Below are 14,716 nucleotides of genomic sequence, written 5' to 3'. Positions count from 1 at the left end.
CAAAGCATTGACATTGTCCGTTGTCCTCTATACAATGAACGGTGCAGAAACGTTCGGCTTAGCAACCAAACTCAGTCCAATGGATTGAGCGGCGAAATTTTGCGGAGGCGCGCACGGGTTACCGCTTCGTGAGCGCATCTGGTTTCGTTCGCCCCCTGTCAAGTGACAGGGGGTTTTTTGCGTGGATTTACAGTTTTTCACCAAGAAGGGAGCGTAGTAGACTATGAAATTATTTCGTTATGCGCTGCTGGTCTTCATCGGCGCCTGCAGCTATGGGACATTATCCTCGATTATGAAGCTCGGGATCGGAGAGGGATATACCGTGCCCCAGATTATCGGGAGCCAATATTTCTTCGGCTGGCTGCTTCTGGCCGCCGCCGCGCTTCTGTTCTCCCGGCGGAGGGTGAGCGGGAAGCAGGTGCTGGTGCTGCTCGTTTGCGGCTTGTCGGTCAGCTGCACCTCGATTTCATACGGGATCGCGGTCGAGCAGTTGCCTGCTTCGATCGCCGTCGTGTTCTTGTTCCAATTTACATGGATCGGCGTCCTGCTGGAGGCGCTTATCAACCGGACCTGGCCGGATCGGGCCAAGCTCCTCTCCGTCCTGATCCTGCTCGTTGGCACGGTGCTTGCGGGGGGACTCGCTGACCACGGCTTGTCCGGCCTGACCGCGAAGGGCGCGATCTTCGGCCTCATCTCCGCCGTATCGTTCGCCTTCTATATTATGGTGAACGGGCGTGTCGCGACCGATATGCCCATCCTGAACAAGAGCCTGTCGCTGACCACCGGAGCGGCGGCCAGCCTGTTCCTCGTGTTCCCGCCGACCTTCCTTGCCGACGGCGCGCTTGCGTCCGGCTTGTGGAAATACGGCCTCGTCATGGGGCTGTTGGGCGTGCTCGTTCCCGGCGTCTTCTTCGGCCTGGGCGTGCCGAAGATCGGACCCGGCCTTGGCACGATTCTGGGCGCGGCCGAGCTGCCCGCCGCCGTCATCATGTCCGTCACCGTGCTGCAGGAGCAGGTCAGCTGGCTCCAATGGGCGGGGATCGCGTTGATCTTCGCGGGCATCTGTCTGCCGCAGCTCGCGTATGTGCGCCAGGAGCGGCATCGGCGTGCGCCGGCGCGGGCGAATCTGTAGCCAGCGCAGGTGCTGGTGCAAGCGAGTCTGTAGCCAGCGAAGGTGCCAGCGCGGGCGAATTTGCAGCCAGCGGCGGAGAATCCGCAGCTGGCGCGGGACAAGCCGGGAGCCGAGGGCTCCCGGTTTTTATGCGCTACAGGCGAATCGTGCGTGAGCCTGAAAGTAGCTTCGGTGAGCTGGATGAGGGTGTGAGGCCCAGAGGTAGCATTAGTGAGCTGAATGAGGGTATGTGTGCCTTCGAGTAGCTTGGTGCGCCGGATGATGGTACGAGGCATGAGGAGCTTCACTGCGTCGGATGATGGTGTGAGGCCCAGAGGTAGCATTAGTGAGCTGAATGAGGGTATGTGTGCCTTCGAGTAGCTTGGTGCGCCCGATGATGGTGCGGGGCCTGAGGTAGGATTAGTGAACTAGATGAGGGAGCGTGTGCCTTCGAGTAGCTTCAGTGAGACAAATCAGGCTTTTGGGCAGCGACTGTGCTATGGAACGCCGAAAGAGGGAGTACGGTTAAGTAAATAATGCGCTGTAATTGTCTGCACGCTGTACTGATTGAAGGAAATCCTGCAAAATTACAGTTTTTTATTGCTTTGGTGGGGACATATTGAAGAATTCCTGCAAAAGTGCAGAAATTCTACTGTTTTGAAGTAATTATAGCGATTTTAGGTAAAATTGATGTATTTTTGCAGGATTGCCGGCCGGGGCAAGCGGCTGTGGTAAAAATCCTGCCATTTTGCAGCATTCCTATGCGGCTGCGGCGGGTCCAGGCTGGACGGGGAAGCTGCTACATCTGGCAGCGTGCCAAGCTTGCCTGGTGGGAGCTGCCCCCATCGGCAGCGCGCCCGTCCCGCCCATGGGCCGCTGCCACTTGCAGCTGCGCATCCAGCCAGCCCACGGCCACATGCGGCCGTGCGAACAGCCCGCACAGTCGCGGCGCGTTTTGCGGCTTCACGTCAAACGTGCATTCCCGCCACGCGCAGGAAGGAGCGCATCATACCCGCCTATCGCCCACGTCAGCGGGTACTTCCTGCAGCGGCGGAAAATAAGGGTGACTATACAGGGAGAATGGTCCATAATAGAGAAATATACGTATTCATTCTAATTAATTATTTAAATTTTCAAATATTATGAGATGAAAAGAGGAATGCGACTTGTCAGTCAACCCTTCTATGCGCATCGTATGCAGCGGCGGACATGTGTTTATGGGGCGGACCCGCACTTTTTTTATGATTATTCTCATCTGGGCCAGGGGGAATGAGATGTCATTCGGCAGCCCGGCCGGCCGAGGAACGGGGGATCCGCTGCAGTTGACCGTGATCCCGGATCGGTCGGTCACCGTGCGCGAAGTCTATGGCTTCCAAGCCGTGCGCGGGGCAGAGCAGGTGACGGTGCCGTTGGGAGCATGGGAAGCGGATGGCTTCCGGCTAGTCGTGATGAAATGCGACAAGGAGGATGGCGGAGATTCATCCGGAATGCGGCTGGTCGCCCAATGCGAGCTCTCTATCCCCGCAGGCGGCCTGGTGCTGGAGCGACAAGGAATATATCTGAATGTCGATGACCTGCCGCGGGTTGACGAGGAAGCGGATCAGCTTGCCGCAAGAAGGGAGCAATGGTTCCGGGCACTTCCGGAATTCAACTTCATTCTGGAGCCTCTCCGCGAGGGCAACCCTGCCAGCGCCTATTGGAACATTCAGCGGCAGCTGGACGAGATCGTGCTGGAGGCGGTGCAGGCCCATGACGAACTGCGGGATCTGTACCTGGAAATGTACGAACATATTAGCCAGGTGGTAGAATCATCGCTGCAGCCATAAGAAATACGCTTTAATTTCAGATGCAGCTTGCGGATCGTTAACAAAAATGTAACACGAAAAGGCTGTAGCGGCGCATGCGGGAACGGAAGCAAGCCCATGACACGGCCGTGAGCAGCCATCGCCTCCGGCCGGAAACCCCGCCGGTACAGTGCACGTAAAGCGAATCAGATCAAGAAGAAAGGGAGCGGCAGCGATGCCCTCCCTTTCGTTATCTGCTCTTGACCAGCAGTTCTACCGCTTCCTTCACGATCTTCCCCGTGTCTCCGCCGGAAGCCTGCTCCTCCAGCAGGCAGTGCTGCAAATTATCCGCCACGATCTGGGCTAACGCCTTGTCCGACGCGTTCCGCACAGCCGACAGTTGGCTTACGACCTCCTTGCACGGTTTTCCCTCTTCCATCAGGCGCAGCACTCCGCGCACTTGTCCTTCAATCCGCTTCAGCCGTTTTTTCACGTCATCCGAGTAATGATTCATACGATTTCCCTCCTTTCTGCTCACACACATACGCGTATAGGTATAGTATACCCGAAATCCGACAAAAAGCGTTATAAGGTTATTAAAAATAACGTTAAATATTTCTGTTAAATAATAATAACAAATCTATCGTTCCCGTTTAAGTTCGATCCTGAAAAGAGCTTTACGATAGAAAGAAAGGGGTTGAGAGCGATGGAACTACGGAATTTGAAATGGCTGCAGGAAGAATATCGTCGCGGCAACAAGGCGGTGCTGAACGGGATTGTCTCCGAATGCAATCGCGTCATACAGTTCGAGCTGGAGGATGTGCAGCAGGTGCTGCAAGCGATAAGGCGGCAATATACCAGGATGGAGCGCGATGAGATCGACATTCGATTCATGGAATACTTGCTGCTGTTCCTGGACAAGCAGGCCGCGCGGGCGGTAGCAGAAGAGGAGGCGCTGCCGGATCAATTCCAGTGCTGGATGGATGCCCAATTCCGGCAGGATGAACCCGCACTTCGTCAAGAGCGCGATCTCGCGTTCATCGTGGCCGAATATCAGGCGGGAAGCAAGGAGTCGGCGCTGAAGCGGATTTTTGCCCAACACATCATTCGTCAAAAACAAGGGGTGCAGGTCAGGCTGGACATCAAGCATAGCGTGGTGCGCAAGATGTACCATTCGATTCAACGCAAGTATATCAACTATTTCGGAGCCGATGAGATCAAAGGATATTTCGTAGAATGCGTGATCGAATTTCTCCAAAATGACAGGAACCTGCTGTTTACGGAATCCCAGCTGCGGGCCCGGCTCTATCATCATGTGAAGTACTCCTTGGAGCGGTTCACGGAGAAGAGCTTCGGCAAGATCATTCCGGGCAATGAGCTGGAGCCGGATCGTCGGGAACGGAGCTTCGAGGATGGAGCGGCGGAGAGGAACGGCAAGGAGCTGGAAGACCAGGCGTACTCTCCTTACGATACGTACGCTTTCGCAAGATTTCAGCAAATCCGGGGAGAGAGCAGCTTCGCCAAATTTTTGCGGGAAATCGAGATTGAGGCGCTGCTGACGGAGAAGCAGCTGAGAGTGTATCCCTACATTTTGATCAAAAGCAATATCGAATATAAACCTGCGGGTGCGGATCGGGGCCGAAGCTTCGAGCGGCAGGACAAGCTGCCGTACAAGCAAATCGCGGCGGAGCTCTACAGCGTGTACCGATGGCGCATCTCGGCGGAGATGGTGCGCAAATACGAGCTCGCGATTAAAGAAACGATTCGCAAGGCGTATTTGAAATGGAAGGAATACCGCTTCGTCAAGCGAGTTCCTTTGCCGCAAAAAATCAATGAATATATGACCGTGTACCACAGCATCGGCGAGGAGACGAAGGCATATCCGCTGCTGTTCCAGATCTTCGTCAATTGGTTGAAGGATAATCTGGACGAGGATGACGAGGAGATTGACTTTTTCAAGCGGGATTACAGCTTCGATGATTCTCCCTATGAGTGGGTTGTCGAAAATTGGTTGAACCAGCGGTACGGATCGTTGAATCGGCTGTTGCAGCAGAAGCTGGCGACCTATTGGGAGCAGGTGGCCGAGATCGTGCATCATGATGCTCCGCTCTCGATTCTGACGGCGCAGCAGAAAAAGCGAATCATGGAGCGGGTCGGGACGATTTTCAGGCAGTATCTCAAGGAGAACCAGCATCATGTCAATCAATTGATCAAATATTCCTGCATCTATAAGAAGGATGCACAAAAAACGGGCAAAACAGGTTGGAATTCGGACACTAGCTATAGTACAGGGGATCATCGCCGGACCTTGGCATAACAAGGCAACCGGACTGGAGCGGCCGCTCCCCCGACCATTTCCCCGAAGCATGGGGCTAGAGAGGAGTGCAGATATGAAACGATGACGGAACGGCTGCGTTGTTTTCTCGGGAAGCCGATTGCGGCCGGCAAGGTGAGCGTCTATTCGCCCACGGTCGATCAGATCGGCGAGATAGGCGAGCCGCTGTATAATTTGTATCTTTTGCTGGCGACCTTCGACAAGGAGGAGGTTGTGAAGCGGCTATTCTCGGTAGACGATGACGATTGGGCGCAGCTCGAAGCGGAGGATGATTTCCTGCTGCTCTGCTCGATACCGGCGCTTCAGGTGAGTATTTGCGATGCGCTGCGTTTTTTTGCGAGAAGGGAGTTCGTCTATGATGAGGACGTGCAAGCCTTCGTGAGCGACGAGGCGGTGATTGATCGGCATAATTACCGGGACGTCGTTCACGCCGTGAAGCTGGTGAACGGCATTGCGGCTGCGGAGACGCCGCCGGTCCGCTTCAAGAACGAGAAGGCGAAAGAGCTGTACGCCAAGCTTCAGCATTTCAAGGCAAAGCACGCCCGGGATAACGACAATACGCTTCATTTGAAGGATATTTTGTCCATCCTCTGCCATGCGGAGGGCAATGGCATCCATATTTTTAATGTGGGTGAATTGACGATTTATCAGGTATATGAGCATTTTGAGCGCTTGAATGTGCGCGAGCGCCATACCCGCTTGCTGAAGGTATGGGCGAATGGATATTTGGGCCGCGATGAATCGCTGCCTGAATGGATGACAAGAAGCAAATTGTAAATCAGAACAAGCATGGAAGAAGCACGGGCTTCAACGACGAGGAGGAAACGATTTATGGAACAAGGACGTTACGGATCTAGAGCGATTTTGAATACGCAGGTTATCGACTATGCGACGAATGAACCGATTATGTATATGGATTATGCCACATCGGCCACCAATGAATGGACGGCGGAGACGGTCTATGCCCGCGGCGGCAACGGCAACCCGAAGCGCATCGCGTGGAATGGGGAAAAGGGAGCGACGTTGACCATCGAGACGCAAATCTTCACGATGGAGCATCTTGCGCTCCTGGCGGGAGAAGAGATTGTGAGCGGTCCGCAGACCATTTATAAGCGGGAAGTGCTCACCGTGCAGGAGGATGGCGCCGGCGGCACAAAAGTAAAGCTGAGCAAAGCTCCGCAGGGCGGCAGCACGGCCGTGTCGGTATTCGCCTTCACCAATGGCGTCAAAGGGGCGCCGCAAGAAGTGAAAACCGTCACCGGCAGCGAAATCGTCTTGTCGGACAAAGCGACCGTAGCGGCAGGCGAGGAGGTCGAAGTCTATTACCAATTCCAATCGGCTTCCGCGAACAAGCTCTCCTTCACGGCCAAGGGCTTCCCGAAATACGTGAAGATTGTGGGCGATACGCTCTATGCGGATGAAGTGGCCGGCGAGATGGTGCCGATGCAGATGACGTATTACAAGGCGAAGCTGCAGCCGAATTTCACCTTGGCGATGAGCCCGACAGGCGATCCGAGCTCGCTTACGCTGACCTTCGACATTTTCCCGGTGAAGGTAAATGGAACGGATACGTTGGCGGACATGATCATTTACGAGGAATAATCGATTGTAAATTCTACGGGGGGAGTGGCGGCACTCCCCTTTTTCATCGGAGAATGCTTGGATTGAGAAACTCTGGCCGGAGTCAGAGTTTTTGATATCAATTATTCTACCAGCGATAAGGAGAGAAGCGATATGAGCGCGATGAAAAATTTAGCAATCAAGCAAGTGAAAAAAGAGATGAAGGACCGGTACAAGGAGAAGAAGCGGGTTGAATTCGGGGAAAATCGGAAGCTGGACATCGATGTGCGGTTCCGTCCATCTGTTAAAAACGACGTGAAAAAGGAGCTTATCCGCGTCTTGACGGAGGCGCTGGAGCAGAATAAGCCGCTGGATGCGGGCATGCTGCTCGGGCTGCAGACGATGCTCGCGATCAAGCATTTCACGTCGATCGTAACGGATGCCGCGACCCTCGACGATTATATGGAAATGCTCCATGCGCTGCATGACGGCGGCTACACCGAGCGCATCCTCGAAGCGTTCGACCGGGACGAGCTGGCCGCGCTGTACACTGAGCTGAATGACGCGCTGCAGTTGTTCAACCGGGCGATGGAAGCGGAGCTGGCCAAGGCGAAAGGGGCGGACGCCGCAGACGAGGCGGGCAAGGCAGTCAAGCCAGTCAAGTCAGATGGCAACGCAGGTAAGGTAGATAAGGCAGGTAAGACAGATAATACAGATAAGACAGATAAGACGGGGAAGGCAGAGAAGACGGATAAGGCAGCCTATAGAGCAGGCACGGAAGAGAAGGCGGGCAAGCTCAGCAAGTCACGCAGCGCAGATCAGGCAGGCAAGGAGACCACGGCGAGCACAGGAGACTCTGGGCCGGATGCGGCATCCCCGTTAACGCGGACATCCTCCCGGGCATCGGCACGCGGAACAAAGGGGGAAAAATAAGATGGCCAAGTATGAATTATCGGATCAGATGGTGAAAAATTTGCTGCAGTTTTTGAACCGTACTCCAGTGGAGGGGTTCGCCGAGCAGGATGCGATGTATGAGATTCGGTATGTGCTGGCGAAGCCCCTTGAGGAAGAAGAGCCGAAGAAATAAGGCGGAAGAGAACCGAGAGTGAAGAAGGACAAGACGGAGAGAGAATCTTCAGAAAATGTGTCCAAAGGAGCGGGCGAACCGCTCTTTTTTGGCATGGACGGAAAGGAGTGGGGAAGAGAGTGAATGATGTAACGTTGCGGCTGTCGGCGTCGCTCGATATGAGGAGCTCGACCAAAGCGATTAACCAGGCGATTCGGGCGCTCGAAAAGAGCCCGTCGCTCCAAACGCTTCAACTGCGAGCCGCCATCGATCCCGCCATGCTTCGATCGCTCAAGGAGTGCAGCACGGCTATCGTGAAGCAGAACGAGGCGGTCAAGGATGCGATCGACAGCTATAAAAAGCTGGGCGATCAGATCGAGGAGGCCAATCAAAAAGCGACTAAGGGCGGGGCTGTAGAACCGGCTGCGGCGCAGCCTGAATCGGGGGCGTCAGAGCAGAAAAGCTTCGGCAGCTATCTGAAGGATGCGAAACAATCTGTGCTTCAGAATGTAGCGAAACAACTGGTCAATGTCCCGATTGAAGGGGCACGGCAGGCGGTGCAGACGGTTATCGAGATCGATTCCAAAATGGCCGCTCTTCGGCGGGAAATGGACGGGGATACCAACTTCGACCGCATGCTGGACCGTTCCGTCTCGCTGGCCGGCGAATTGGGCCGATCATTGAACGATGTTCTCGATACGATGCACGGCCTGTCCCGTTCGGGCTGGAATGAACAGCAGGTTATGGCGCTGGCGGAGACGGTGCAATTGGCCCGGAATATTTCCGGATTGAGCGGAGATGAAGCGATCGCGACGCTTACCGCCGCCATGTCCGCCTTCCAGATCGAGGCGAGCCGAAGCATGACGATCCTCGATTCGCTCAAGGCGGTCGATCAAGCCTACGCCGTCTCGACGCGGGACTTGGCGATCTCCTTGACCGAAGCCGGCGCAGCGGCACGATCCTATGGCGTCAGCATGGAAGAGCTTATCGGGCATACTGCCGCTATCGGGACCATCACGCAGGAATCGGGCGCTGTTATCGGAAGCAGCCTGGAAGCGATATATGAGAGCATCATGAAGGCCGATTCCTCGGCCGCCGCACTGCAGGAGGCGGGGGTGTCGCTGCAGGATACGTCGGGGGCGATGAAATCGGCTTCGAGCATTGTGGAGGAGCTGGCCGGTAAATGGAATCAGCTCTCGGAAGGGACGCAGCGATATATCGCGCAGACGATCGCCGGCAAGGATCATATGCAGCGCTTCATAGCCTTGATGGCAAATTATCCGGTGGCGCTGGATGCGGCGAACGCGGCGCTCTATTCCGAAGGCGCGGCGATGAGGGACAATGAGACGCATATGCAGTCGCTGGAGGCCCGGCTCGCGAATATGCGGACTGCATGGCAGGAGCTCGCCCTCACGATGGGCGAGGCTTTCATCGGCGATTCGCTTATCGCGCTGATCAGCGCCGCGACAGCGTTGGGACAGACGTTCGTCTGGCTCGCGGAACGAATCGGTTCGCTGCCGCTACTGCTCGGGACGATGGCGGGAACGGTAAAAGTGGTCCGTACGGCGATTGCATCCTTTATCGGGAGCATCTCCCAGACAGCGGCCGGTCTTCTCGGTATTGCTCCGGCGTCAGCGACGGCGGCTACCGGACTGAGAGGACTGGCTACTGCAACGAAAATGTTGGGCAGAGCCTTTAAAAGCTTGATGATCAGTACAGGTATAGGAGCGTTGGTTGGCCTGATCTCTTGGGGCGTATCCGAACTGATCGGGCTATTCGGCGATGCGGGAGAGGGCGCGGAGAATGTCGCCCAGTCGTTTGATCGTGTAAAGGAATCCGTCGCGCAAGCCAGTTATCTGAAGACACTAGCTGCGGAATATGAGGAATTGACGGCGCTCGAGGAGAAATCGATTCAGGCGAAGATACGCCTTGCTCAGATTGAGGATACGCTTCGGTCCCAATTCGGCATCAGCGTAAAGTCGTTGGATGAGCATGCCGATGCGCAAAAGGAGAACAACGAGCTGATTAAACAGCGGATCGCCTTGCTTCAGGAACAGATTCGGAGCGAGCGGGAAAATGCGCAGTTGGAATATGAAAGTCAGAAGTCGAAAATCGATCGCAAAATCGATAAAACCTCTGCGAAAAGGGACAGGGCGGAAGAGGAACTTGACAAGAAGTGGAAAAAATATGAAGAGTTCCTTGCAAAATATAAGGGCAAGGATAATGAAAATGTCTATTATTCGTTCGAAGAGTTCCCGGAGTTCGATCTTGATCCAAATACCCCGGACAAAATTTATACGGTCAAGGAGTTAAGAGAAAAGCTTGCTGGAGAAGTGAAAAAAGCGAAAGAAAAATGGGAAGAATCCAACACCGAATTCGCGGACGCCGTCAGCACGGCGGAGAACGCGATCAACGGGCGGCTTCAGTCCTATGTGGACGCCTTCGAATCCAAAGGGGAGGAACTGAACGAGCATACGCGCTTTTTGACCGATGTACTGGCCTCCTGGGCTGCCGCCAATCGGGTGGAGATTAGCGAGAGTGACTTCGCCGCCATCTTTCAAGCCTTCCAGAAGGCCGACATTCAAAAGGTCGAAGACGTTGTCGACTTATTCGCCAAGCTGCCCGGGAACATCCACATCACCGGAAGCTCATTGAAAGATTTGGATAAGCGATTCAACCAGATGAAGTTCGGCGCGGGCGGCGCGGCCGACGGGCTGGACGGCTTGGCTTCTTCTTTGCAGAAGAGCAAGCAGGGGGGCGACGAGCTTCGCAACCGGATCAAGAGCACGCAGGACGAGCTTAAATCGTTCAATCAGATTTTGGCCGACCTGGAGGCGGGCCAGTCGATGTCTACCGAGGCGATGCTGGATCTGATGGCCCAATATCCGGAGCTGCAAAAGCATATCAGCAAGGCGGCTGACGGCTGGAAGCTGGAGAAAGAGGGCATTCAAGAATTACGGGAAGAAAAGCTGAAGAAGGCGAAGGAAGATCTGGAGAACGAAAAACGTTCGACGCTGGCGGCTTATTTCGAATCGATGGCCCGGATTCGCATCTACGGCGTCGAGATGGGCAGCATTAAGGATCTTGCCGATGCCAAAAAAAGAATCGGAGAAGTCGAGAAGAACCGGGAGACGACGAAGCAGTTAACGAACGTTGTCACAAGTATTGTTCCTGGCGCAAAGGTCCTCTTGGATCCGGTTCAACGGTTCCAAGACAATCAGTTGGATGAAGTGAAGCAGAAAATCCAAGATACAGATGAGTACTACAAAAAATATGAAGCAATGCTCGATGACGCCTACTACGGAGTCAGCCGCAAAGGAACGTCCTCCGCTTCTTCCGGCAAGAAGGATTCCTACCAGCCGAGCTTGCGGTTCAACCAATTCGAGGAAGCGATTCAGCGGGTTAATGCGTCCCTGGAGAAAAATCAGCAGCAAATGGAAGAGGCGATGGCGTCCGGGCGTCAGTACGACAAGCTCCTGGAAAAACGGATCGGTCTGTACAATGAGATGGGGGAGGCGCTGCGGAAGCTGCGGCAATCGCAGTCATCGCGCCACTCGGAGTTGGCGTCCCTGCTCGGATCTGCCGGGCTGGTCAAGAATGGCGAAGTCGTCGGGGATGTCCGTACACGGCTCGAGTCGATAGGCAAGCGCGGGAGCAAGACGGGCTATTCGGCTGCGGACTATGAGAAGTTCGTCGAAGAATATATGGATCTGACCCGCAATATCGGCGACACGGACCTCAAAATCGATCAGAACGTCATCCAACTGGCCGATGCCTATAAGCGCCGCTTCGAGAGCCTGCAGCAGCCGAGCGAGAAGAAGAGGGAGAAGCTGAGGCATCAACTGGCGCTGCTTGGCGATATCAATACCGCCGAAGAGAAGCGGCTTGCCGCGCAGAACGCGGCCGAGAACATGAACGCGCTGGTGACGGAGGGCAAGCGCATCCGCGGAGAGATCGACGATACGGAGCAGCTTATCCGGAACAGCAAGACGCCGCCGGAGCAGAGACGGGCCGCCACGATCTATCTGGAATGGCTGCGGGACAATGATCGGAGCAAGCAAGAGGAGATCGTGGCCGAAGCCGAGCATGCCGGTCAACAGCAAGCCGAAGCCTTGATTGCCGGGTACAAGGAGCGAATCGAGGAACTCGAATTTGAAAAAAGCCTGCTTGGCAGCCTGGACACCGAAGAGAAACAGCGCAGAGCCAAAGAAATCGACGATCAAATCATCTCTATTTACGAAGAGTCGGGCCGGACCATCGAATCCCAGATAGCCGAATTGACGCGCAAGGCAGCTGCCGCCGACTCAGTGGCCGAGAAGCGCCGCGCCGAGTCGAAGCGGCAAGCGCTGCAAGAATACCAGCGCACCGTGCTGAAGCAAATCGCGGACAATCAGGCAGCGGAACAAAAAGCAAGGCTCGATAACGCGAACAAGGTGATTGACAACCTGAAAAAAGTGCTGCAGCGGGAAAAAGAACTGCGTACCCAAGCGATCGAGGAAGAGATTCGGACGGAGAACAAGCGTCACGACGCGAAGATGAAGCATCTGGATGCGGAGCTCAAGAAGACCGAGGATTATATCAATGCCCAGCTCAAGGGGCTGGACCGGGCCAATGCGGAGGAGGATTACGATACACAGCTCCGCAAGCTGATGAAGGAACGGCAGGATATCCAGGATCGGCTCAACGTTCTGGCCTTGGACGATTCCTTCGAAGCGAAAGCGAAGAAGAAGCAGCTTCAGGAGCAGCTCGAGTCCAAAGACGAGGAGATCGACAAGTTCAAGCTGGATCGGGAACGGGAGCTGCGCAAACAGGCCCTCTCCGATCAGTTGGAAGACCGGCGCAAAATCATCGAGAACGAAAAAGAGCTCGAGGACAATCAGCACCGCAATCAATTAGATAAGCTGGATGAAGCGAAGAGCAAAATCGAGCAGCATTATAGGGGGATTTTGGAGGATGAAAAGTACTTCTATGACTTGAAGCAGCAGCTGCTCAGCAATGATAAGACTGTTGTCTTCAACGCATTGGACGAAATCAAAGTCAAGTACGGCGTGTTCTTCGAGGAACTGGCCAAGGCTAGCGCACGGCTTGGCCAGACGATCGCCGACAACATCAAGTATGGCTTCAAGCGGGATTATGACGAGCTGGAGCAGTACGGGAAGAGCTTAGTCCCGTCGGTTGCAGGTACGGTCAAACAGCCGGGAACGTCCTCGGGAACCATGCTTCCGGGCGCAGCTGACCAGCTCAAAAACAAAAAGCCCTTCTCCGCCGAATCCGGCGGCATGACTCCGGCGTGGGGCGGCAAGCAGGGCAAATTCCTGCTCGCTCACGAAAAAGAGCTGATCCTGAACAAAGCCGATTCGTTCAATCTGCTGAAGGTGGTCGATATCACGAGAAACATTATCGATTCCATCAAAAGGCCGTTCGCTTCCGTTCCCGCGCTTCAGCCTGCCCTGGCGGGAGCGCCGACCCAGAACTTCCACATTTCCATTACGGGGAACTTCGCGCAGAAGGATGGGGACGATATCGCGAAATCGCTCGATACGGCGCTGCGGGCCCGGGGACATCGATTATAGGAAAGGCAGGTGAATGGCAACATGACGATTAGAGATGCGGATTATTTCGTCTATGCCGGGGTATCCAGCATGGACTTCGGCATCCGGAACGTCAATATCAGCTCCGGCATGCTGGAGGAGAGCTTCGCGGCCCCGCGTTCGGTTCGCGAGGTCAGCATCGCGGGACGAGATCGGCCGTATTTTCAAAATATCGCCAAAGAACCGCTGCGCTTCCAGATCTCGTGCGCATTCGAAGAGACCTGGAATTCGGAGCGGATTCGCGAAGTTGCACGTTGGCTGACCGAGCAGAGCTATTACCGGGAGCTCGTCTTCTCTTCGGATCCGGAGCGGGTCTTCTATGCGCTGGTCATCGACGAGCCGATGCTGATCCATAACGGATTATCCGAAGGGTATATCAACGTGACCTTTAAATGCGATTCTCCGTATTCTTACTCCCCGGTCTATTACTCTCCACGGTATGAATGGAAGGAGACCGTGGCGGACATTGCGGAGCGGGACTTCGCCCAGGGAAGCCGGGAAGGGCTGATTCTCGGTCCGCAGGGAGAGCTGCGGCTCGATTCGAGAAGACCGCGCTGGAGCGATTACGACCTGGGGACGAGATGGTCCGATATCGGGTGAACGAAAGGAGAGAGGACAAAACGATGGCAAACACAACGGAAAAATTAGCGCTGCATCTTCCGGACTATACGGATGAGATTTACGAGACGATCGAGCAGCTCGGCCAGAACTTCGCCAAGCTGGATGAGGTCTCGCCGGACTACGGAACGGCGCCGCCGATTGAGGGAACGTGGCAGCAGCGGGACATCGTCTGGAATGCGGAACCGGCGATCGGGGGCTATGCCGGCTGGGTGAATACGCGGACCGGCCGCACGGCTCCGTCATGGACGGAGCTTACCTCCTACAAGACAGGGGATTATGTCATCCCGAAGACGGATAACGCCCATGTCTATATATGCATTCAAGCCGGGCATTCCGGCGCGATGGAGCCGGTCTTCCCGACCGCGTCCGGCCAAGAGGTGCAGGATACGCGGGGAGCGCAGCGCTGGCAGCGCTCGAAGCGGTACGAGAAGCACGATATCGTATTTCCGACGGTCGATAACGGCCGTTTTTATGTCTGCATCACGGCGGGCGAATCCGGGGGGACCGAACCGGAATGGGCGTTGACGGACGGAACGAGCATTTATGACGGCGCCGCCGTATGGCTCGGCTATCGCATCGCCAAGTGGAAGGAGAGCGGTATCTCCGCCCTGTTCCGTCCCTTCGGGAAAATCGAGTAGAGGTGGATGT

At 55.3% G+C, this 14,716-nt stretch carries 11 protein-coding genes; 10 read left to right on the top strand and 1 reads right to left on the bottom strand.

The window, feature by feature from the left end:
- Nucleotides 1-223: 223 nt before the first annotated feature.
- Both NNL35_RS25300 and NNL35_RS25295 read left to right on the top strand, forming a co-directional pair.
- Nucleotides 224-1,132 (top strand): EamA family transporter, encoded by a 909-nt coding sequence (locus NNL35_RS25300; RefSeq protein WP_006675031.1) that lies wholly within the window; start codon nt 224-226, stop codon nt 1,130-1,132.
- 1,163 nt (nt 1,133-2,295) lie between these two features.
- Entirely contained in the window at nt 2,296-2,937 is a 642-nt protein-coding gene (locus NNL35_RS25295) for a topoisomerase II (RefSeq protein WP_254553849.1), read from the top strand.
- 208 nt (nt 2,938-3,145) lie between these two features.
- Here the strand turns inward: NNL35_RS25295 and NNL35_RS25290 are convergent, their stop codons facing one another.
- On the bottom strand, nt 3,146-3,409 hold the full coding sequence (locus NNL35_RS25290) for a metal-sensitive transcriptional regulator (RefSeq protein WP_006675029.1): 264 nt from the start codon (nt 3,407-3,409) through the stop codon (nt 3,146-3,148).
- A gap of 192 nt (nt 3,410-3,601) precedes the next feature.
- Between NNL35_RS25290 and NNL35_RS25285 the strand changes: the two genes are divergently transcribed.
- The 8 genes from NNL35_RS25285 to NNL35_RS25250 all read left to right on the top strand — a co-directional run bounded on the left by NNL35_RS25285 (nt 3,602) and on the right by NNL35_RS25250 (nt 14,706).
- Nucleotides 3,602-5,212, top strand: a complete 1,611-nt coding sequence (locus NNL35_RS25285) for a hypothetical protein (RefSeq protein WP_006675028.1) — start codon at nt 3,602-3,604, stop codon at nt 5,210-5,212.
- An 81-nt stretch (nt 5,213-5,293) separates the two neighbouring features.
- Entirely contained in the window at nt 5,294-6,007 is a 714-nt protein-coding gene (locus NNL35_RS25280; RefSeq protein WP_006675027.1) for a hypothetical protein, read from the top strand.
- A gap of 54 nt (nt 6,008-6,061) precedes the next feature.
- Nucleotides 6,062-6,832 (top strand): hypothetical protein, encoded by a 771-nt coding sequence (locus tag NNL35_RS25275; RefSeq protein ID WP_006675026.1) that lies wholly within the window; start codon nt 6,062-6,064, stop codon nt 6,830-6,832.
- A 132-nt stretch (nt 6,833-6,964) separates the two neighbouring features.
- Nucleotides 6,965-7,723 (top strand): hypothetical protein, encoded by a 759-nt coding sequence (locus NNL35_RS25270; protein WP_006675025.1) that lies wholly within the window; start codon nt 6,965-6,967, stop codon nt 7,721-7,723.
- A 1-nt stretch (nt 7,724) separates the two neighbouring features.
- Nucleotides 7,725-7,877 (top strand): hypothetical protein, encoded by a 153-nt coding sequence (locus NNL35_RS25265; protein WP_158000424.1) that lies wholly within the window; start codon nt 7,725-7,727, stop codon nt 7,875-7,877.
- Nucleotides 7,878-7,996: 119 nt separating this feature from the next.
- Nucleotides 7,997-13,429 (top strand): phage tail tape measure protein, encoded by a 5,433-nt coding sequence (locus NNL35_RS25260; protein WP_006675024.1) that lies wholly within the window; start codon nt 7,997-7,999, stop codon nt 13,427-13,429.
- 21 nt (nt 13,430-13,450) lie between these two features.
- Nucleotides 13,451-14,047 carry a distal tail protein Dit gene (locus NNL35_RS25255; protein ID WP_006675023.1) on the top strand — a complete coding sequence of 199 codons (597 nt, stop codon included), beginning with the start codon at nt 13,451-13,453 and terminating at the stop codon, nt 14,045-14,047.
- 23 nt (nt 14,048-14,070) lie between these two features.
- Nucleotides 14,071-14,706 carry a hypothetical protein gene (locus NNL35_RS25250; RefSeq protein ID WP_006675022.1) on the top strand — a complete coding sequence of 212 codons (636 nt, stop codon included), beginning with the start codon at nt 14,071-14,073 and terminating at the stop codon, nt 14,704-14,706.
- Nucleotides 14,707-14,716 lie beyond the last annotated feature (10 nt).

Source organism: Paenibacillus dendritiformis, assembly GCF_945605565.1.
Classification (GTDB): Bacteria; Bacillota; Bacilli; order Paenibacillales; family Paenibacillaceae; genus Paenibacillus_B; species Paenibacillus_B dendritiformis_A.
Note: the sequence above shows the minus strand (reverse complement) of the source record. Positions and strands in the feature narration are given on the sequence as shown.

What these genes read in the sequence shown, in the direction of transcription:
- NNL35_RS25270 (WP_006675025.1), top strand. Translation starts at nt 6,965, where the DNA reads ATGAGCGCGATGAAAAATTTAGCAATCAAGCAAGTGAAAAAAGAGATG.
- NNL35_RS25280 (WP_006675027.1), top strand. Translation starts at nt 5,294, where the DNA reads ATGACGGAACGGCTGCGTTGTTTTCTCGGGAAGCCGATTGCGGCCGGC.
- NNL35_RS25290 (WP_006675029.1), bottom strand. Translation starts at nt 3,409, where the DNA reads ATGAATCATTACTCGGATGACGTGAAAAAACGGCTGAAGCGGATTGAA.
- NNL35_RS25255 (WP_006675023.1), top strand. Translation starts at nt 13,451, where the DNA reads ATGACGATTAGAGATGCGGATTATTTCGTCTATGCCGGGGTATCCAGC.
- NNL35_RS25265 (WP_158000424.1), top strand. Translation starts at nt 7,725, where the DNA reads ATGGCCAAGTATGAATTATCGGATCAGATGGTGAAAAATTTGCTGCAG.
- NNL35_RS25250 (WP_006675022.1), top strand. Translation starts at nt 14,071, where the DNA reads ATGGCAAACACAACGGAAAAATTAGCGCTGCATCTTCCGGACTATACG.
- NNL35_RS25300 (WP_006675031.1), top strand. Translation starts at nt 224, where the DNA reads ATGAAATTATTTCGTTATGCGCTGCTGGTCTTCATCGGCGCCTGCAGC.
- NNL35_RS25295 (WP_254553849.1), top strand. Translation starts at nt 2,296, where the DNA reads ATGCGCATCGTATGCAGCGGCGGACATGTGTTTATGGGGCGGACCCGC.
- NNL35_RS25285 (WP_006675028.1), top strand. Translation starts at nt 3,602, where the DNA reads ATGGAACTACGGAATTTGAAATGGCTGCAGGAAGAATATCGTCGCGGC.
- NNL35_RS25275 (WP_006675026.1), top strand. Translation starts at nt 6,062, where the DNA reads ATGGAACAAGGACGTTACGGATCTAGAGCGATTTTGAATACGCAGGTT.